This window comes from Stenotrophomonas sp. 82F1, assembly GCF_056861525.1.
Genome location: NZ_JBSPUD010000002.1, coordinates 30,738 through 50,932, shown reverse-complemented (window position 1 = coordinate 50,932; position 20,195 = coordinate 30,738). Strand labels below are relative to the sequence as shown.

20 protein-coding genes are annotated in these 20,195 nt (G+C 66.2%); all 20 read left to right on the top strand.

The features are described 5' to 3' along the window. Positions 1 to 179: 179 nt before the first annotated feature. The 20 genes from AC13GI_RS02630 (at position 180) to AC13GI_RS02535 (ending at position 20,043) form a co-directional block, all read left to right on the top strand. Positions 180 to 1,397: a flagellin gene (locus tag AC13GI_RS02630; protein ID WP_099818404.1), complete on the top strand. Its 1,218-nt coding sequence runs from the start codon at positions 180 to 182 to the stop codon at positions 1,395 to 1,397. 72 nt (positions 1,398 to 1,469) lie between these two features. Then, a complete protein-coding gene (locus AC13GI_RS02625; RefSeq protein ID WP_482995405.1) occupies positions 1,470 to 2,660 on the top strand; it encodes a flagellin in 1,191 nt (396 codons plus the stop codon). An 86-nt stretch (positions 2,661 to 2,746) separates the two neighbouring features. Beyond that, on the top strand, positions 2,747 to 3,925 hold the full coding sequence (locus AC13GI_RS02620; protein WP_482995404.1) for a flagellin: 1,179 nt from the start codon (positions 2,747 to 2,749) through the stop codon (positions 3,923 to 3,925). Positions 3,926 to 4,368: 443 nt separating this feature from the next. After that, positions 4,369 to 5,787 carry a flagellar filament capping protein FliD gene (fliD, locus tag AC13GI_RS02615; RefSeq protein ID WP_482995403.1) on the top strand — a complete coding sequence of 473 codons (1,419 nt, stop codon included), beginning with the start codon at positions 4,369 to 4,371 and terminating at the stop codon, positions 5,785 to 5,787. A 129-nt stretch (positions 5,788 to 5,916) separates the two neighbouring features. Next, entirely contained in the window at positions 5,917 to 6,333 is a 417-nt protein-coding gene (gene fliS, locus AC13GI_RS02610) for a flagellar export chaperone FliS (protein WP_089241027.1), read from the top strand. Further along, positions 6,330 to 6,623, top strand: a complete 294-nt coding sequence (locus tag AC13GI_RS02605) for a hypothetical protein (RefSeq protein WP_099818402.1) — start codon at positions 6,330 to 6,332, stop codon at positions 6,621 to 6,623. Before fliS ends, AC13GI_RS02605 begins: the two co-directional genes overlap by 4 nt. Next, entirely contained in the window at positions 6,620 to 7,198 is a 579-nt protein-coding gene (locus tag AC13GI_RS02600; RefSeq protein WP_025879003.1) for a PilZ domain-containing protein, read from the top strand. Before AC13GI_RS02605 ends, AC13GI_RS02600 begins: the two co-directional genes overlap by 4 nt. A 91-nt stretch (positions 7,199 to 7,289) precedes the next feature. Beyond that, positions 7,290 to 7,922 carry a response regulator gene (locus tag AC13GI_RS02595; protein WP_482995402.1) on the top strand — a complete coding sequence of 211 codons (633 nt, stop codon included), beginning with the start codon at positions 7,290 to 7,292 and terminating at the stop codon, positions 7,920 to 7,922. Positions 7,923 to 8,222: 300 nt separating this feature from the next. Continuing rightward, a complete protein-coding gene (gene rpoN / locus AC13GI_RS02590; RefSeq protein WP_205404040.1) occupies positions 8,223 to 9,632 on the top strand; it encodes an RNA polymerase factor sigma-54 in 1,410 nt (469 codons plus the stop codon). A gap of 14 nt (positions 9,633 to 9,646) precedes the next feature. Then, positions 9,647 to 10,024, top strand: coding sequence for a response regulator (locus AC13GI_RS02585; RefSeq protein ID WP_049460600.1), 378 nt, complete (start codon positions 9,647 to 9,649; stop codon positions 10,022 to 10,024). Then, complete coding sequence (locus tag AC13GI_RS02580) at positions 10,021 to 11,526, top strand: sigma-54 dependent transcriptional regulator (protein ID WP_482995401.1); 1,506 nt, start codon at positions 10,021 to 10,023, stop codon at positions 11,524 to 11,526. The genes AC13GI_RS02585 and AC13GI_RS02580 overlap by 4 nt, the downstream gene beginning before the upstream one ends. A 216-nt stretch (positions 11,527 to 11,742) precedes the next feature. After that, positions 11,743 to 12,255, top strand: coding sequence for an SUKH-4 family immunity protein (locus AC13GI_RS02575; protein ID WP_482995400.1), 513 nt, complete (start codon positions 11,743 to 11,745; stop codon positions 12,253 to 12,255). Between the two features lie 125 nt (positions 12,256 to 12,380). Next, on the top strand, positions 12,381 to 12,641 hold the full coding sequence (locus AC13GI_RS02570; protein ID WP_482995399.1) for a hypothetical protein: 261 nt from the start codon (positions 12,381 to 12,383) through the stop codon (positions 12,639 to 12,641). Positions 12,642 to 13,350: 709 nt separating this feature from the next. Beyond that, entirely contained in the window at positions 13,351 to 13,716 is a 366-nt protein-coding gene (fliE, locus tag AC13GI_RS02565; protein WP_482995398.1) for a flagellar hook-basal body complex protein FliE, read from the top strand. Positions 13,717 to 13,728: 12 nt separating this feature from the next. Beyond that, positions 13,729 to 15,375: a flagellar basal-body MS-ring/collar protein FliF gene (fliF, locus tag AC13GI_RS02560; protein WP_482995397.1), complete on the top strand. Its 1,647-nt coding sequence runs from the start codon at positions 13,729 to 13,731 to the stop codon at positions 15,373 to 15,375. A gap of 10 nt (positions 15,376 to 15,385) precedes the next feature. Next, on the top strand, positions 15,386 to 16,372 hold the full coding sequence (gene fliG, locus AC13GI_RS02555) for a flagellar motor switch protein FliG (RefSeq protein WP_099818764.1): 987 nt from the start codon (positions 15,386 to 15,388) through the stop codon (positions 16,370 to 16,372). Then, positions 16,369 to 17,010 (top strand): FliH/SctL family protein, encoded by a 642-nt coding sequence (locus AC13GI_RS02550; RefSeq protein ID WP_099818397.1) that lies wholly within the window; start codon positions 16,369 to 16,371, stop codon positions 17,008 to 17,010. The genes fliG and AC13GI_RS02550 overlap by 4 nt, the downstream gene beginning before the upstream one ends. Beyond that, positions 17,007 to 18,407: a FliI/YscN family ATPase gene (locus AC13GI_RS02545; protein WP_099818396.1), complete on the top strand. Its 1,401-nt coding sequence runs from the start codon at positions 17,007 to 17,009 to the stop codon at positions 18,405 to 18,407. The genes AC13GI_RS02550 and AC13GI_RS02545 overlap by 4 nt, the downstream gene beginning before the upstream one ends. Further along, the gene (gene fliJ / locus AC13GI_RS02540; RefSeq protein ID WP_089241011.1) at positions 18,404 to 18,886 is read left to right on the top strand and encodes a flagellar export protein FliJ; all 483 of its coding nucleotides are present in this window, start codon (positions 18,404 to 18,406) and stop codon (positions 18,884 to 18,886) included. Before AC13GI_RS02545 ends, fliJ begins: the two co-directional genes overlap by 4 nt. Continuing rightward, positions 18,886 to 20,043, top strand: a complete 1,158-nt coding sequence (locus AC13GI_RS02535) for a flagellar hook-length control protein FliK (protein WP_482995396.1) — start codon at positions 18,886 to 18,888, stop codon at positions 20,041 to 20,043. Before fliJ ends, AC13GI_RS02535 begins: the two co-directional genes overlap by 1 nt. The last annotated feature ends 152 nt before the right edge of the window (positions 20,044 to 20,195 follow it).

Below are 20,195 nucleotides of genomic sequence, written 5' to 3'. Positions count from 1 at the left end.
AAATCCCCGGGAAAACAGCTTTCAGCGACGAAATTCGGCTGCAACGAAATTCCCCGCTAAAGGTTGTTGACAAAGCGCCGTTATTCATTTGGCAACGGCGAAGCACACAGCCAAACAAAAAAATCAGGCGGCGCTTCGTTTCATTCACCAACGGGTTCCACATAAGAGGAGACGACCCCATGGCACAGGTAATCAACACCAATACGATGTCGCTCAACGCTCAGCGCAACCTGAGCACCAGCGGCAGCTCGCTCGCTACCACCATCCAGCGCCTCTCGTCCGGCCTGCGCATCAACAGCGCGAAAGACGACGCCGCCGGCCTGGCCATCAGCGAGCGCTTCACCACCCAGATCCGTGGTCTGGACGTGGCCATCCGCAACGCCAACGACGGCATCTCGCTGGCCCAGGTCGCCGAGGGTTCGCTGAACGAAGTCGGCAACAACCTGCAGCGCATCCGCGAACTGGGCGTGCAGGCCTCCAACGCCACCAACTCGGCCAGCGACCGCAAGGCGCTGCAGGCTGAAGTGACCCAGCTGGTCAGCGAGATCGACCGCGTCGCCAAGCAGGCCGACTTCAACGGCACCAAGCTGCTGGACGGTTCGTTCACCAGCCAGCTGTTCCAGGTGGGCGCCAATGCCGGCCAGGCCATCGCCATCAACAGCGTGGTCAACGCCAAGGCCGATTCGCTGGGCGCGGCCAACTTCGCCAACGGCTACACCGGCACCGCTCTGGCCGTCGACAAGGCCACCGCCGATACCACCTACTCCGGTCTGCAGATCTCGGTGACCCCGCCGGGCGGCACCGCCACCACGGTCACCGTCAGCGACTTCACCGTGAAGGCAGGCGAGTCGATCACCTCGGCCACCGCTGCTGCGATCAACAACAAGCTGGGCGAAACCGGCGTGGTCGCCTCCGTCAACGCCGGCGTGGTCAGCCTGGCGTCGGTCAAGGACGGACAGACCTTCACCCTGGGCGTCAGCGCGGCCACCCCGCCGGCCGGCGTCACCGCCGCCACCATCGCCGGCCTGGGCCTGACCGAGACCAGCACCAACGGCGGCACGCTGACTGGCGCAACGACCAGCTTCGTCAAGGACCTGAACGTCACCACGGCCGAGGGCGCACAGAAGGCGATGTCGATCGTCGACAAGGCCCTCGAATCGGTCAACAGCGTGCGCGCCGACCTCGGCGCCATCCAGAACCGCTTCACCTCGGTGGTCGCCAACCTGCAGACCTCCTCGGAGAACCTGTCCGCATCGCGCAGCCGCATCCGCGATACCGACTTCGCCAAGGAAACCGCCGAGCTGACCCGCACCCAGATCCTGCAGCAGGCCGGTACGGCCATGCTGGCCCAGGCCAACCAGGTACCGCAGAACGTGCTCAGCCTGTTGCAGCGCTGACATGAGCCGCCCCCGGGGCACGTCGGGGGCGTCTAACCCAACTCACGTGCAACCGCTCAAGGACCTCTCCTCATGGCACAAGTAATCAACACCAACACGATGTCGTTGAATGCTCAGCGTAACCTGAGCACCAGCGGCAGCTCGCTGGCCACCACCATCCAGCGCCTGTCCTCCGGTTCGCGCATCAACAGTGCCAAGGACGATGCGGCCGGCCTGGCCATCTCCGAGCGCTTCGGCACGCAGATCCGCGGTACCGACGTGGCCATCCGCAATGCCAACGACGGCATTTCGCTGGCCCAGGTCGCCGAAGGTTCGCTGACCGAAATCGGCAACAACCTGCAGCGCGTCCGCGAGCTGTCGGTGCAGGCCTCCAACGCCACCAACTCGGCCAGCGACCGCAAGGCGCTGCAGGCCGAAGTGACCCAGCTGGTCTCGGAAATCGACCGCGTCGCCAAGCAGTCGGACTTCAACGGCACCAAGCTGCTGGACGGTTCGTTCTCCAGCCAGCTGTTCCAGGTCGGCGCCAACGCCGGTCAGGCGATTGCCATCGACAAGACCATCGATGCCAAGGCCAATGCCCTGGGTGGCGCCAAGTTCGACACCAACGCACTGGCCTTGGCCGACCCGGGCACCAACGCTGATTTCAGCACCACGGGCCTGTCGATCAACGGTGTGGCCATCGCCGACGTCTCGGTCAAGCAGGGCGCCGACGCCGCTGCCACCGGTAAGGCCTCGCGCGAAGCACTGGTGACTGCGATCAACGCCAAGATCGGCGAAACCGGCGTCTATGCCGAAGTGAACGGCACCACCGGCGTGACCCTGACCTCGGTCAAGGACAGCACCAACGCTGACGGTTCGTTCAAGGCCATCACCGCAACCCCGGGCACCTGGACTGGCGCCACCGCGCCGACCTTCACCGCCACCACCGCTGCGGCGGCACCGGCTTCGAAGTACGCCAGCAACCTGGACGTCAGCACCGTGAAGGGTGCGCAGCAGGCCATGGAAATCGTCGACAAGGCCCTGGGTGCGATCAACAGCACCCGCGCCGACCTCGGTGCGATCCAGAACCGCTTCACCTCGGTCGTTGCCAACCTGCAGACCTCGTCGGAAAACCTGTCCGCGTCGCGCAGCCGCATCAAGGACACCGACTTCGCCAAGGAAACCGCCGAGCTGACCCGCACCCAGATCCTGCAGCAGGCCGGTACGGCCATGCTGGCCCAGGCCAACCAGGTGCCGCAGGGCGTGCTCAGCCTGCTGCGCTGATCCGCTATCTGATCGACCTCCGGGCGTCGCATGACGCGGCGCCCGGATCCTGAAATACGTTCCACCTTCGCCAAAGGAAAAGCACCATGGCACAAGTCATCAACACCAACACCATGTCCCTGAATGCTCAGCGCAACCTGAGCACCAGCGGCAGCTCGCTCGCTACCACCATCCAGCGCCTGTCCTCCGGTTCGCGCATCAACAGCGCCAAGGACGATGCGGCCGGCCTGGCCATCTCCGAGCGCTTCGGCACGCAGATCCGCGGCACCGACGTGGCCATCCGCAATGCCAACGACGGTATCTCGCTGGCCCAGGTCGCCGAAGGTTCGCTGACTGAAATCGGCAACAACCTGCAGCGCGTCCGCGAGCTGTCGGTGCAGGCCTCCAACGCCACCAACTCGGCCAGCGACCGCAAGGCACTGCAGGCCGAAGTGACCCAGCTGGTCTCGGAAATCGACCGCGTCGCCAAGCAGTCGGACTTCAACGGCACCAAGCTGCTGGACGGTTCGTTCTCCAGCCAGCTGTTCCAAGTCGGCGCCAACGCCGGCCAGGCCATCGCCATCGACAAGACCATCGATGCCAAGGCTGGCTCGCTGGGCACCTCGACCTTCGCCACCGGCGCGACCGCTGCGCTGGCCGCCAGCACCGACGGCGCCCGCTTCTCCGGCACCGTGATGGGCGTGGACATCGGCACGGTTGAAGTCAAGGCCGGTGCCACCACCGCTGACGCCTCCAAGGCCGTCGCCACTGCGATCAACGCCAAGATCGGCGAGGCCGGCATCTACGCCGAAGCCAATGCCGACGGCACGCTGAAGCTGAGCTCGGTGAAGGAAGGCAAGGCCGTTGCCGCTGCCGATATCGCCCTGATGCGCAGCGACTACGACGCCACCGGCAAGACCTGGGGCACCGCGGCAGCCGCTGGCGCCTACACCGCCGGTACCGATACCTCGGCCAACGTGCAGAAGCTGGACGTGAGCACCGTGCTCGGCGCCCAGCAGTCGCTGGAAGTGGTCGACAAGGCCCTGGGTGCGATCAACAGCACCCGCGCCGACCTCGGTGCGATCCAGAACCGCTTCACCTCGGTGGTGGCCAACCTGCAGACCTCGTCGGAAAACCTGTCGGCGTCGCGAAGCCGCATCAAGGACACCGATTTCGCCAAGGAAACCGCTGAGCTGACCCGCACCCAGATCCTGCAGCAGGCCGGTACGGCCATGCTGGCCCAGGCCAACCAGGTGCCGCAGGGCGTGCTCAGCCTGCTGCGCTGATCCACGGCAAGAAGGCGCCGCTACCGTCGGATTGAACCGACGGTAGCGGCAACCCGACAGCCACGGCGTACACAGATGCGGGCCATGCCCGGCCCGGGAAGCGTCCCGAACCGGCTTGGCATCGCCCGCCCCTGCGGACCTCTCTTTCAGCGTTGTGCATTTTGACTGTACGTACCGGGCGGCTTCGTCTCCCCCCGATTGTCAGTAGCCTGATCCCTCCCCTGCATTGGGGGAGGGTTTTTTACAGACCCCCGGCAGCCCGCGGTGAACCAACCCGCACCCTGCCCCAGACCTCCTGCAACCGGCGTGCCAGAACTGCCCCAGCGGCCAGTGGCACGGCGCATGCATCAACGAAGTCCTCAAGACCCAGCGGCGCAGGCCGCTATTTTCGTTGACGACGGGCCGCCGCACGACGGCCAGGCCCGTATACCAGGAGAAACGACGTGGCAGACTTTGGATACGGTGGCATTGGCTCAGGGCTGGACATCTCCAGCATCGTGAACCAGCTGGTCGCGGCGGACCGCAAGCCGGCCGACAATGCGCTGAACCTGCAGCAGTCCAAGACCAAGATGCAGCTGTCGTCGCTCGGCACGGTCACCTCGGCCTTCGACAAGCTGAAGACCGCACTGACCGCTTTGAAGGCCACCACCGCCTTCGACACCCGCACCGTCACCGCCACCGGCAAAGCCGGCCCCAACAACGCCAACGATGTGCTGACCGCGTCGGTAGCGCTGTACGACGTGGGCACCAGCAAGGCCGCCGCGTCCAACGGCACCCATCTGATCGAGGTGAAGAACCTGGCATCGGCGCACAAGCTGATCGCCGACACCTCGGTGCCCAAGACCGACACCTTCGGTGCCGGAACCTTGACGCTGACCGTCGGCGTGGGTGACAAGGCCAAGACGATGAACGTGCAGGTGGAGGAAGGCGACACGCTTACCACCGTCCGCAACAAGATCGACGCCGCTGGCCGCAAGGAAGGCGTGCAGGCCACGCTGATCAGCTCCGGCGACAACCAGCACCTGTCCATCGCCCAGGAAAAGACCGGTGCAGCCAGCGCCATCAAGCTGGAGTACGCCGGCAGCGATCCGAAGCTGGGCGCGCTGGTCGGCAGCCTGAAGGAAAACAGCCCCGCCAAGGATGCGCTGCTGACCATTGATGGTGTGGAAGTAGTGAGTGCCAGCAACACCGTGGCCGATGCCGTGCCAGGCCTGACCCTGAACCTGAAGGAACAGGGCAAGAGCACGGTGGTCATCAGCACCGACACCACTGCCGCGACCAAGGTGATGCAGGAGTTCGTGACCGCCTACAACGCGGCCGTCGCGGCGATCAACACCGAAACCAAGTACGACCCGAAGACCAAGGAAGCCGCCGCACTGACCGGCGACGCACAGATGCGTGGTGCGATCGCGCAGCTGCGTTCGACGATGTCCGGCGTGCTCAAGGACCTGGCGGGCGACCAGCTGGACGCCAAGGCGCTGGGCCTGCAGACCCGTGGCTACCCCAACGCCGATGGCACCCTGGTGCTGGACAGCACCAAGTTCGCCGCCGCCCTCGCCGCCCAGCCGGAGAAGATCCGCCAGGCGGTCACCGGCGATACCGGTGGTGCCGGCCGGCTGTATTCACTGGTGGACGGCTACGTCAGCACCACGGTCGGCAAGGAAGGCGCCTTCGTCGCCCGCACCAAGGGACTGAACACCACGCTGGACAACATCGACAAGCGCCGCAAGGACCTGGACGCGCGCATGGTCGGTGTCGAGGCCCGTTACAAGAAGCAGTTCGTGGCATTGGACAGCCTGATGGGCAAGCTGCAGCAGAGCAACACCGCGCTGCAGCAGCAGCTGGCCCAGTTGAACCGCTGAGGAAACACGCACGGCGCTCAAGTTTGGCGCCGTACGCACCGATAACGGACGCAACAGCAATCATCGCAGTGCCGGCATCAACGGTCCCTTCGACCGCACCCCGGCACCCCGCGCAAGGGAGAATCACGAATGTACGGTTCCAGCCGTCAGTACGCCGAGCAATACCGCCAGGTGGGTGTGACCAGTGCGGTCGCCGATGCCGATCCGCACAAACTGGTGGCGCTGCTGCTGTCCGGCGCACTGGAGCGCGTACGCCGTGCCCAGGCCACCCTCGAACAAGGCGATCAGGCCGGCAAGGGCAAGGCGATCGGCGAAGCATGCGCGATCGTCGCCCACCTCAACGGCTCGCTGGACCATGAAGCCGGCGGCGAGATCGCCGGCAACCTGTCGGCCCTGTACGACTACCTGCTGCAGCGCCTGACCGAGGCCAACCTGCACAACGATCGCGCTGCACTGGACGAATCGCTGCAGCTGCTGGGCGAAATCGACGGTGCCTGGAATGCCATCCCGCACGAACAGCGCCGTCCCGCGGCGGTGGCGCCATGAGCCTGCTCGAGCTCAATGCGCAGCTGGATGCCTTCGAGAAGGCCCTCGACGAAGAGGCATTCGAACAGGCCGACAGCCTGCTCGACGGCCATGACAGCACCCTGCATGCCCTGCTGAGCCAACCGTTGACCAGCGCCGACCACGCACCGCTGTCGGCGCTGCTGGAACGCCAGCAGAGCCTGATTGGCCTGCTGCGCCAGCGCCGCGATGCCGTATCGGTGCAGATGCAGGACGGCCGCCGCTCCCTTCGCGCCGCGCATGCCTACCTGCAGGCAGAATCGCTGGCATGACCGTCCTGCCGACCACGTCCCTGCACCACCCTGCCGAAAGCGAGCTGTTCGACGAAACGCTCAGCTGCGAACTGGCCCTTCCCGCCGAGTTCCAGGCCGGCAGTGCAGTGGGCCGGACCAGCAGTGCCGAAGGCCTGCTGCGCAGCCTGGCGCTGGTCGAAGACAGTCGCATCGACGAGCACGAAGAACGCAGCGAAGCCAGCCTGCAGCTGCAGCGCCTGGAAGCCAAGGTGGACCTGACCATGGTCCTGCTCGGGCGCCTGATCCGCCAGCAGGGCCAGGAACCAACGCTGCGTCCGGTGCGCTGGTCGCGCCGTGGCATCCGCCTGCAGCTGGGCCCACGCAGCGGCAGCACGCCCGGCCAGGCCGGCGTTGTCCGCCTGCAACCCAGCGACTGGCTGCCCGACCATATCGACCTGCCGGTGGAAGTCATCGCCGAAGCAGCCGATGGCGGCGGTGGTCACTATCTGTGGCTGCGCTTCCATCGCCTCGGCGATGGCCTGGAAATGGCGATGGAACGGCATCTGTTCCGGCTGCACCGCCGGCAGGTGGCCGAGGCCCGCCGCGCACGCTGAAATCTGCCACCATGCAGGCGGACGGACAGCCCTTGGCGTGCCCGTTCAGCTAAGTTAAGGTGGACCCCCCTCCCCAACCTCCAGCGTGCCTGTGCGAGTTCTCATCGTCGACGATCACACCCTGGTTCGCGCCGGCCTGGCGCGGCTGCTGCAGGGGTTTGCCGACGTGCAGCTCGTCGCCGAGGCCAGCAATGCCGAACAGGCGCTGCAGATGGCCCTGCAGCACGCACCGGACGTGGTGTTGATGGACCTGTCGCTGCCCGGCCGTACCGGCCTGGAAGCACTGAGCGACATCCACCTGCGCGCACCCGGTACGCGCATCGTGATGATGACCATGCATGATGACGCCGCCCACGTGCGCGATGCACTCGATCGCGGCGCCGTCGGTTTCGTGGTGAAGGATGCCGCGCCGCAGGAACTGGAACTGGCGCTGCGTGCCGCGCATGCCGGCCAGGTATTCCTGAGCCCGCAGATCTCGGCCAAGATGCTGGCGCCGATGCTCGGCCGCGAAAAGCCGACCGGCATTGCCGCACTGTCGCCACGCCAGCGCGAGATTCTTCGCCGCATCGGCAAGGGCGAGAGCAACAAGGAAATCGCCGCCGACCTTGGCATCAGCGTCAAGACGGTGGAGACCCATCGCGCACGCATGATGGAATCACTCGGCTGCCGCCGCGCCAACGATCTGCTGCTGCTGGCTGCACGCCACCAGCACGAGCTGGAATGACGCCCGCGCGCCACGGGTAACGCCGTGGTGCCGCCCACGGGGCTGGTGACGAAATACCGTCACCCACACGTGCCCCGACGGGATTCCGTACAAGGAGCGCGGGCGAGCAGCACGGCGATCGACCACGAATCAACGAGTTATCGACCGGAATCGTCAAAATCCCGCGCTCGTGTAGGGAATTTCCTTACGTGCTGTCGGGAGCACCACCAACGCCCTCAGGAACCCCCTGATTCCGCCCCTGCCGGATCAAAAGCAAGATGTGTTCCACAAGGCGTCGGGGAGCGGCGCCGGGGAATCACGATGAAGGCTTCACTTTCGACCCAGCTGGGTCAACAGCTTCACCTCACCCCGCAGTTGCTGCAGTCGATCCGGCTGCTGCAGCTCGACGGCCTGCACCTGGAGCAGGAAATCCAGCGCCTGCTGGAATCCAATCCGCTGCTGGAAATCGAAGACGCCGAAGCGCCCGCCGCTGAAGCCACCGATGCAGCCAGCACCACGCTCGATACGGCTGCGTTCGACGAGCTGCCCGAATCCTCGATGTGGGATGTGTCCGGCGCCAACTGGCAGGACGGCGACGACGACCGCATGGCGCGCATTGCCGCTGGCGAGTCGAGCGACCCCCAGCTGCGCGTGCTGCAGCGCCTGGCGCTGGACCTGGACGAGCGCGAACTGGCCGTGGCCGCCTTCTGGCTGGAACACTGCGACGATGCCGGCTATCTGCAGGCACCGCTGGCACAGCTGCAGCTGCTGGCCAGCGCGCAGTTCGACATCGATGCCAACGGCGTTGAAGCGATCCGTCAGCACCTGCTGCAGGGCGAGCCGGCCGGCATGGCCGCGCAGGACCTGCGCGAATCGCTGCTGGCCCAGCTGTGCAGCCTGCATGGCGTGGTGCCGGCCCGTCATCTGGCCGCGCGCATTCTGGACGGCGCGCTCGATGCCCTGGCCGCCCACGACTACCCCGCCCTCGCCCGCCAGCACGATGCCGAGATCGAGGACGTGCGCGAAGCCGTTCGCCTCATCCTGTCGCTGCAGCCGCGCCCGGGCGACAGCCTGCTGCCCGAGCGCAATGCGGTGGTGGTGCCCGACGTGGTCGCCTGGCACGCCGATGAACAATGGAAGGTGGCATTGAACCCGGCCACCAGCCGCCGGGTGTCGATCAACAGCCAGTACGAACAGGCCCTCGCCGAGACCAGCGACGCCGCCCCCGCGCTGCGCGAGATGCTGCAGGAGGCGCGTTGGTTCAGCCGCGGCCTGTCGATGCGCTACGACACCCTGCTGCGCACCGCGCGGGTGATCGTCGAGCGCCAGGCGGCCTTCCTGGTGCGTGGCGAGGAAGCCATGGCACCGTTGACCCTGAAGGAAGTGGCCGAGGAAATCGGCATGCACGAATCCACCGTTTCGCGCATCACCACCGGCAAGTACCTGCAGACCCCGCGCGGCACCTTCGAACTCAAGCACTTCTTCGCCGTGCGCCTGGAAGGGGCCAGCGTGTCCGGCCAGGCGGTCAAGGCCATGGTCCGCCGCCTGATCGACGCCGAGCCCGCCGGTCGCCCGCTGGCCGACGAGGCCATCGCTGGCCTGCTGTCCCGCCAGGGGGTGAACATTGCCCGTCGAACCGTCGCAAAATACCGCGAACAACTGGATATCGCCCCGGCCCGCGAACGGCGCCGGGTCAACGCCAGGCAACCGCAGCTGGCCCGGGTGGGCTGAAAAGGATGTTGGACATGAACAAGCTCACAGTTCTGCTGGTCGATGACCACGAGGGCTTCATCAACGCGGCGATGCGCCACTTCCGCAAGATCGACTGGCTGCAGATCGTCGGCAGCGCCGGCAACGGCCTGGAAGCGATCGAACGCTCGGAAAGCCTGCGCCCGCAGGTGGTGCTGATGGATCTGGCGATGCCGGAAATGGGCGGCCTGCAGGCCACCCGCCTGATCAAGTCGCAGGACGATGCACCGTACATCGTGATTGCCAGCCACTTCGACGACGTCGAGCACCGCGAACACGCGCTGCGCGCCGGCGCCGACAACTTCGTCAGCAAGCTGTCCTACATCCAGGAAGTCATGCCGATCCTGGAAGGCCTCAGGGAGGATCGGTCGTGAGCGAATCGCGCATCCTGGTACTGGACAACGATGCGGTGCGTGCCGAGCGCACCGTCGCCCTGCTGGAATTCATGGACTTCAACCCGCGCTGGGTTTCCGACGCCGCCGATTTCGACCTGGCCCGCCAGCGTCAGAATGACTGGATGGCGGTGATCGTCGGCAACCTGGACGACAGTGCCGCCAGCACCGCGCTGTACGCCTGGCTCGGTGGCAGCAGCCTGCCGCCGCCGGTGCTGCTGGCCGACGGTGACGCCACTGCGTTCGCCCACCGGCATGGCCTGCATGAAGCCAACATCTGGCCGCTGGAAGCGCCGCTGCGCCATGCGCAGATGGAAGCCCTGCTGCGCCGTGCCAGCCTCAAGCGCCTGGATGCCGAACACCAGGCCGGTGCCGTGCAGGACCAGGGCCCGACCGGCAATGGTCCGGCGGTCAGCGCACTGCGCACGATGATCGAACAGGTCGCCGCGTTCGACACCACCGTGCTGGTGCTGGGCGAATCGGGCACCGGCAAGGAAGTGGTATCGCGCAGCATCCACCAGCGCTCGCCACGCCGCGACGGTCCGTTCGTGGCGATCAACTGCGGCGCGATTCCGGCGGAACTGCTGGAAAGCGAACTGTTCGGCCACGAGAAAGGCGCCTTCACCGGCGCACTGACGGCGCGCAAGGGCCGTTTCGAAATGGCCGAGGGCGGCACCCTGCTGCTCGACGAGATCGGCGATATGAGCCTGCCGATGCAGGTCAAGCTGCTGCGCGTGCTGCAGGAACGCAGCTTCGAGCGCGTCGGCGGCAACCAGACCATCCGCTGCAACGTACGGGTGATCGCCGCGACCCATCGCGACCTGGAAAGCCGGATCGCCGATGGCAAGTTCCGCGAGGATCTGTTCTATCGCCTCAACGTGTTCCCGATCGACGTGCCGGCGCTGCGCGAGCGTCGCGAAGACCTGCCGGCGTTGGTGGAAACCATCGCCACCCAGCTGGCGCGTACCGGCCGTGGCGAAGTGCGCTTCACCCCGGAAGCGCTGCAGGCGCTGGCCGCTTATGAGTGGCCAGGCAACGTGCGCGAGCTGACCAATCTGGTCGAACGCCTTGCGGTGTTGCACCCGGGTGGCTCGGTGCGCGTACAGGATCTGCCGGCACGTTATCGCGGCGACGCCGCGCTGGCCGCTGTCGCTGTTGCCGCAGCGCCGCCGGTGGTCGCCAGCGAAGAGCGCCTGGACCTGCGCAGCTTCTCGTTCCACACCCCGGGCAGCGGCAACCAGCCGTCGCTCGAACACGGCATCGCCGTCAACCGCGCCGCAGCGCCCGCCGCGTTGCCGGACGACGGCCTGGACCTGCGCAACCACATGGCCAACATCGAACTGGGCCTGATCAACGAAGCACTGGAACGCACCCAGGGCGTAGTTGCCCACGCCGCCCAGCTGCTCGGCCTGCGCCGCACCACCCTGGTGGAAAAGCTGCGCAAGTACGGCATCGAACGCGAGCCGGCCGAACTGGCCAGCTGACCCGCGTTGCCAGCATGAAGGGGGCACGAACGCCTGGGCTTGCCCGGGCGTTGGTGTTTGTGGGGCCGCTGTATGACGTCAGTAGATCCACGCCATGCGTGGATGAGGGATCCACCCGCAGAACTGCGTTTGCAACTTCTCCTAAAGGCACCTACGAAACATATCGGTAGCCTTATCCGGATGGAGAATTCAATCAGACCGCCAACGCTTGAGCTCATGGCAATCAGCCAGGAGGAGATCGATCACTCTGACCTGCTACTCGAAGCCCAGCAGCTAGCTGATCACCTTGAGCCTTATCCCAACAACAATACGATGTTCCATTCGCGCCTCCAGCGATACAAGGCTGATGATCGCAACCTGGCAATCTTTGGACAGGTGTTGGGCGGGCTCTTCTTCGTGGACCTCAAGGATGGCTCTGTAGGACTGCTTCCAGTCGACTCTGAGCCCTTGCTCCAGTACTGCAATTCAGACCTGAAGAACTTCGCAGCCTTCCATGCCTCGTTCATGGCAGCAATCCAATCTGCACTGAACTCCAACGGCTGCCTTGCGGAGTCCACTCTCATGGAACTTGAGGCCGCGTTCCGCCACTGCGATGCCGCCTCAATGGCGAACGAGAGCAACTTCTGGCCCACATGCCTTTACGAGATATCAGAGGGGTTCTTTCCTCTTTCATCCGGGAAGGTGGAACTACACCGTTCGCTCGGGATCGATCTCAACTATCCCTGGTAGCACCTGGCTCAACCAGGCGCTGGCCCGAATTGGGCTTGGATCCCTTTCTGCAGGAAAGGGATCCGACCCCGAAGCATTTGAAAACTCTTGATGAGCTTGGAATTGAAAACATTTGAAGGTGACTCTTGAGCCGCGACATCAATAAGCACGTTGCGCGAGCCATTGTTGAGCTTGCTGTATTCCTTGAGTTTTCGGGAGATGACGCATTACATCCAGATGCCGCAATGCAGGCGCTTGAACAATTGGCTTCGACATTGCGAATGATGGACTTGGATTCCAGATCATCTTTGTGCTCACTCTTTAAGAGCATCGCATTAGAGTATTCAAATGAGCAGGCGGAGTTTGTGGATAGCTTGGGCGAAGCGCTGGGGTTGATCGATGAGTAGTTTACTCATCAGCAGGCCCCCAGTTTTGCTGACATGCAATGACTATGCATCGCGCTGACACCGACCTTACGTCGGTGTTTTTGCACCCCGCCTAAATCATGATCGCGCCTGGCTACATACATGGCCGAGATCAAGATGATCGAGGCCCACCCCGCGGACCCTCCCGCTACGCAGTGCTGCTGACCTACCTGACCGTCAGCCAGGGCCGCTTCTACATCCAGCACGACGGCCCCATCGCGCCGCGCCAGCGCCAGAATTCCCGCCGCGGGCCCCTGCAGCCATAGGCCAAAAAACCGACGCCGGTGAAATGACGCGTCACACATCCCCAGGAACGCCCCATCCACGCATGGCGTGGATCTACTGTGTCGACCAAGGTCGACACCCGCGAGCAGCACGGAACGCCATTCCGACACATCGCGGAGATCTGTCGAAGGCGGGGTGGGTCCGGTTGCGGGGGCGTGAGCGCCATGGATGGCGCGACCGAGCCTACAGGGACGTATTCACGGCGTCCCCCGCAACCGGACCCACCCCGCCATCCCACGGAATGCAGGTTTTTGACGTTGACGTTGCCGTTGCTTCGGCAGGTGCAGGGCGCAGCCCTGCCGAACACCCCCCAACCCTCACGTCACTGAACCGATCAGCGATTTCGGCACGGCACTTGCACTAGCTCCAGCAGACACCCCCATCCCTGTTTCTGGAACCGTTGCAGATGTCCCACTCCGTCACTTCGATCCTTTCCCAGATCCGCTCCTACCAGACCCAGGTGGGACAGCCCGCGCTCAACCCGCTGGCCGAAGCGCCGCGTAGCAATGCCCTGCCGGGCACGGTGCTGGATGCGCCGCAGGTCCAGCCTGCCAGCTTCACCGAAACCCTGCGTGGTGCGATTGCCGGCGTCAACGATGCGCAACAGAAATCCGGCGCCCTCGCCAAAGCCTTCGAAATGGGCGACCCCAGCGCCGACCTGGCCAAGGTGATGGTCGCCTCGCAGCAGTCCCAGATCGCCTTCCGCGCCACCGTGGAAGTCCGTAACCGTCTCGTCCAGGCTTACCAGGACGTGATGAACATGCCGCTGTAAGGATAGAAACGCATGGCCCTGTCGCTCTCCAAGGAATCCCTGAACGCCGAAAAGGCGGGCCAGTGGTTCGACCGGCTGCAAAGCCTGCAGATCACCCGTCGGCTCGGACTGATGGCGATGATCGCCGTGGCCGTGGCGGCAGGCCTGTTCGTGTTCTTCTGGTCGCAGAAGCCGGGCATGGTGCCGCTGTACACCGGCCTGGACCAGAAGGCCACCGCTGAAGCGACCGACCTGCTGCGTGCCGCACAGATTCCGTTCCAGCTGGACCCGGCCACCGGTGGCATCACCGTGCCGGAAAAGAACCTGCACGATGCGCGCCTGAAACTGGCGGGCTCGGGCCTGACCGATAGCGGCAAGCTCGGCTTCGAGCTGATGGAGCGCGATCCGGGTTTCGGTGTCAGCCAGTTCGTGGAAAGCGCGCGCTACCAGCACGCGCTGGAAACCGAGCTGTCGCGCACCATCAACACGCTGCGCCCGGTGCGTGACTCGCGTGTGCATCTGGCCATTCCCAAGCCCAGCGCGTTCACCCGCCAGCGTGACGTGGCCAGTGCCTCGGTCACCCTGGAACTGCGCGGCGGCCAGCAGCTGGAACGCAGCCAGGTCGATGCGATCGTGCACATGGTGGCTGCCGCCATTCCCGATCTGGCGCCGGAACGCGTCACCGTGGTCGACCAGAGCGGGCGCATGCTCAGCGTCAGTGACCCGAACAGCGAAGCGGCGGTCAACGCTGCCCAGTTCGAACAGGTGCGCCGCCAGGAAACCTCGTTCAACCAGCGCATCCGCGAACTGCTGGAACCGATGACCGGCCCCGGCCGGGTCAATCCGGAAGTCAGCGTGGACATGGACTTCTCGGTGACCGAAGAAGCGCGCGAGCTCTACAACGGCGAGCCGCAGAAGCTGCGCAGCGAGCAGATGAGCGAGAACAGCAGCAGCACGCCGGGCCCGCAGGGCGTACCGGGTGCCACCAGCAACAGCCCGCCGGGCCAGGCCGCGGCACCGGCGACCGCGCAGGCGCCAACCGAAAGCAGCAAGAACGCGACCCGCAACTACGAGCTGGACCGTACCCTGCAGCACACCCGTCAGCCGGCCGGCCGCATCAAGCGCGTATCGGTCGCGGTACTGGTGGACAACGTGCCGCGCGCCGGCGTCAACGGCAAGGTTGCACCGCAGCCGCTGTCGGCGGCCGAACTGACCCGGGTCGAGGCACTGGTCAAGCAGGCCGTCGGCTTCAGTGCCGAGCGCGGCGACACCGTGTCGGTGATGAATGCCCCGTTCGTGCGTGATACCACGCCGGTGGAAGGCCCGGCCTGGTGGGAACTGCCGTGGGTGCACGATGCCGGCCGCATGCTGCTGGGTGCGCTGGTGGTGATGGCGCTGCTGTTCGGCGTGCTGCGCCCGGCACTGCGCGGCATCACCGGGCAGAACCGCAAGAACGAAGAACTGGCGCTGGAGCCGCATACCGCGGACGTGCAGCTGGTCGATGACGATGGCACCCCGCTGCCGGCGCTGGGCGCCGACCGGGCAAGCCTGGGCGGGCCGGAAGCATTGGCCCTGCCGGTGGATTCTTATGAGGAACGACTGCGGATGGCGCGTGAAGCCGTGAAGACCGACTCCAAGCGCGTGGCCCAGGTGGTCAAGGGCTGGGTGGCCAATGACTGAGGTCGCTCCCCTGACCGGCGTGCAGCGCGCCGCCGTCCTGCTGCTGTCGCTGGGTGAACTGGACGCGGCCGAAGTGCTGCGCCACATGGAGCCGAAGGAGGTGCAGAAGATCGGCATCGCCATGGCCACCATGTCCGACATCACCCGCGAACAGGTGGAACGGGTGATGGACCAGTTCAGCCAGGAACTGGGCTCGAAGACCTCGCTGGGCGTGGGCTCGGACGACTACATCCGCAACATGCTGGTGCAGGCGCTGGGCAGCGAGAAGGCCGGCAACCTGATCGACCGCATCCTGCTGGGCCGCAATACCACCGGCCTGGACGCACTGAAGTGGATGGACCCGCGTGCGGTGGCCGATCTGGTGCGCAACGAGCACCCGCAGATCATCGCGATCGTGATGGCCCACCTGGAAACCGACCAGGCCGCCGACGCGCTGAAGCTGCTGCCCGACCGCACCCGTGTGGACGTGCTGCTGCGCATCGCCACCCTCGACGGCATTCCGCCCAATGCGCTGAACGAGCTCAACGAGATCATGGAACGCCAGTTCGCCGGCAACCAGAACCTGAAGTCGTCCAACATCGGCGGCGTGCAGTGTGCGGCCAACATCCTCAACTTCATGGACAGCGGCCAGGACCAGGCGATCCTGGGCGAGATCGCACGCATCGACGCACCGCTGAGTGGCCGCATCCAGGACCTGATGTTCGTGTTCGACGACCTGGTGGACCTGGACGACCGCGAGATGCAGCTGGTGCTGCGCGAAGTCAGCGGCGAACGACTGGGCCTGGCCCTGCGCGGCGCCGACATCAAGGTGCGCGACAAGATCACCCGCAACATGTCCCAGCGCGCGGCCGAGATCCTGCTGGAAGACATGGAAGCGCGCGGCCCGGTGCGCCTGTCCGACGTGGAAGTGGCGCAGCGCGAGATCCTGGCCATCGTCAAGCGCATGGCCGATGAGGGCACCGTCACCATCGGTGGCAGCGCGGAGGCGATGCTGTGAGCAACGTCGTGCGCTGGCTTGCCCCGGATCTGCTGGCCCAACCCGAACCGGTGCTGGACCACGACGATGCCTTCGAACTCACCGAGCCGGACCCGGAGCATGAGCCGGAGCCGCCGCTGCAGCTGCCCACTCTGGAAGAAATCCAGGCGATCCAGGACAGCGCCGAGAAGGAAGGTTTCGACCATGGCCATGCCGATGGTTTCAGCCAGGGCCAGGCCGAGGTGCGCCGGCTGGTCGCGCAGATCGAGGGCATCCTCGACAACTTCGGGCGGCCGCTGGCGCGCCTGGAAAATGAAGTAGTCGGCGCGCTCGGCGAACTGGCGGTACGCATCGCCGGTGCGCTGGTCGGCCGTGCCTACGAGGCCGACCCCGCACTGCTGGGGCAACTGGTCGGCGAGGCGATTGACGCCGTCGGCGGCAGCAACCGTGAGGTGGAAGTGCGCCTGCATCCGGATGACATCACCGCCCTCGCCCCGTTGTTGACCCTGTCGCCGCAGCAGCGCCTTGTTCCTGACACCAGCCTGAGCCGTGGCGATCTGCGCGTGCATGCTGAAGCGGTGCGCATCGACGGCACGCTGGAAGCGCGCCTGCGCGGCGCCCTGGATGCCGTGATCCGCCAGACCGGAGCCATCGCATGAACACCGATACCGCCGCGACACCGTCGCCGCCGGCCGACTGGGCCGTTGCCCGCAATCTGCGCCTGGGCAACCGCCTGGACAGCCTGAAGGTCGACACCGCGCACGGCCGCGGGCTGATCCGCGAGGGCGTGTTGCGCCGGGCGGTCGGCCTGACCCTGGAAGCGGTCGGCTGCGAAGCACCGCTGGGCGCCAGCTGCAAGGTGGAAGTGGTCGATGGCGGCTGGGTCGATGCCGAAGTGGTTGGCTTCGCCGGCGAACGCACCTACCTGATGCCCAGCGCCGAACTGCACGGCCTGCTGCCGAATGCGCGGGTGGTGCCATCGGCCCGGCGTGGCGGCGTGGAAGTGGGCGAAGGCCTGCTCGGCCGCGTCATCGACAGCGATGGCGTGCCGTTGGACGGCAAGGGCCCGATCCGTGCGGAAGGCCACGTCGGCATGGCCGGCGTCTCGATCAATCCGCTGGCACGCGAACCGATCACCCAGCCGCTGGACGTGGGCGTGCGCGCGATCAATGCACTGCTGCCGATCGGCCGTGGCCAGCGTGTCGGCCTGTTCGCCGGTTCCGGCGTCGGCAAGTCGACGCTGCTGGGCATGATGACCCGCTACACCGCCGCCGACGTGATCGTGGTCGGCCTGATCGGTGAGCGTGGCCGCGAAGTGCGCGATTTCGTTGAAAGCACCCTCGGCGAGGAAGGCCTGCGCCGCGCCGTGGTGGTGGCCAGTCCGGCCGACCGTCCGCCGCTGGCCCGCCTGCATGGTGCCTACCGCGCCACCGCCATCGCCGAGTGGTTCCGCGACCAGGGCCTGAACGTCCTGCTGCTGATGGATTCGCTGACCCGCTTCGCCCAGGCGCAGCGCGAGATTGGTCTGTCGGTGGGCGAGCCGCCGACCACCCGCGGCTATCCGCCCTCGGTGTTCGCCAAGCTGCCGGCACTGGTCGAACGTGCAGGCAATGGCGCTAAGGGCCGCGGTTCGATCACCGCCTTCTACACCGTGCTGACCGAGGGCGACGATCCGCAGGATCCGATCGCCGATGCCGCGCGCGCAATTCTTGACGGTCACATCCTGCTCTCGCGCCGCGTGGCCGACAGCGGCCTGTACCCGGCGATCGACGTGGAATCGTCGGTCAGCCGCGTGGTCACGGAAATCGCCGACGAACCGTGGCGCCTGCGCATCCGCAAGCTGAAGCGGCTGGTCTCGGCCTACTCGGCCAACCGCGACCTGATCGCCATCGGCGCCTATCAGCGCGGCAACGACGCGGCGACCGATGAAGCCCTTGAGCGCTGGCCGGAAATCATGGAATTCCTCGGCCAGGACGTGGCCAAGGCCGCAGATCTACCGCACAGCCAGGCGGCGTTGCAGCGCCTGGTGGAACAAGAGAATGAGAGGCTGACATGATCCAGTCCAAGCGCATTGATCCGCTGCTGAAGCGGGCCCAGGAACACGAAGACGCGGTCGCCCGCGACCTGGCCGAGCGCCAGACCGTGCTCGACACCCATCTGTCACGCCTGGACGAACTGCGTCGCTACGCCGAGGAATATGCCTCGCAACAGATGGCCGACGCGCAGATGGCCGCGACCAGCCCGGCGCAGCTGCTGAACCGGCGCGCCTTCCTGGACCGGTTGGACAGCGCGGTGGAACAGCAGCAGCAGACCGTCAACGGCAACCGCGAAAAAGTGGAAGCGGAGCGTGCGCGCCTGATCCTGGCCAGCCGTGACAAGGCGGTGCTGGAACAGCTGGCCGCCAGCTACCGCGCGCAGGAAAAGGTGGTGACCGACCGCCGCGACCAGCGCGAGATGGATGACATCGGCGCACGCCGCGCGCGCCTGGCACAGACCGAAGACCAGGATGATGGCGAGCAGGGAGGCCGGTCGTGATGCCTTCCCCCCTGAGCAGCAACGCCAGCGCACCGACGCCCGGCGGCAGCGGCAATGCCAGCAGTACGCGCACCTCGAGCAATGATTCCGGCAAGGATTTCGGCCAGATGCTGCAGGGCGGCAGCGCGTCGACCGCCACTACCGGCGCGGCGGCCACCGCCAGCAGCCCCGCGAAGCCGGCCAACGCCACGTCAACCTCCGATGGCAATCCGGGCAAGGCGACGCCGCGACCGGCCGACGGCGAAGCCGCCGCCACGGACGCCACGACATCGACACCCGCTGTACCGGCAACGTCGGCAGCGGCCGATGACAAGGACGCGCCGGCCAGCGCGGACGACGCGCCCTGGCCACCACTGGGGTTGGCCGGCCTGATGCTGGCCGTGCCCACCGGCGTCGATCCGACACCGGCGCTGCCGCCGCCAACCGCCAGCGATCCCGAAGCGCTGCCGTCCGCTGCACCGGCACTGTCGGCCGCCGCAGTGGCCGCCAACGCGGCACAGGGTGCGGCAGCGCCAGCCACCAATGCATCGGCATCCGCTGCCGGCGACGCTGAGGCCAGCGGCCTGCCGTTGCCCGAGCTGGTGCTGGGTGGCAAGGCATTGGATCGGGCCGAGGATGGCGACAGCCTGCAGATCGGCGACCGCGCGCCGCCGGCGCCGCTGCAGCCCCCGCTGCCCGCCGCCCTGCAGGATCTGAAGGCCGCACTGGCCAGCAATGCCGTCTTCAATGGCGAACCCACACCGAAGCCGGTGCTGGGCGACGATGGTTTCGACCAGGCCATCGGCGCGCGCATCGGCTGGCTGGCTGACCAGAAGATCGGCCATGCCCACATCCGCCTCAACCCGGAAGACCTGGGTCCGGTGGACGTGCGCCTGCAGATGAACGGCGACAAGGTGCATGCCAGCTTCAGCAGCCCGCATGTGGATGTACGCCAGGCGCTGGAAAGCAGTCTCCCGCGCCTGCGTGAACTGCTCGGCGAGCAGGGCTTCCAGCTGGCCCATGCCGATGTCGGCCAGCAGCACAGCGGCGACGGCAATCCGGGCAGCCAGACGGCCGGCGGCGGTCGCGGTGGTGACGGAGAACCGTCACTGGGCGACACCACGGTGTCGGCGTCGCAGCTGATCCGCCAGCGCGGGTTGTTGGACGCTTACGCCTGACAGGCGTGCCAACCAAGGTTGGCACCTACCAAGAGCGGGACGGTTGGCAACCGCCAATCGGTAGCGCCCCTCCCCGGCCACTCCGGCACACCCCTTGCATATCCCGGTGAAGCAACCCTCAGGAGCTTCACCCCGTGGCCGCAGCCGCTGAC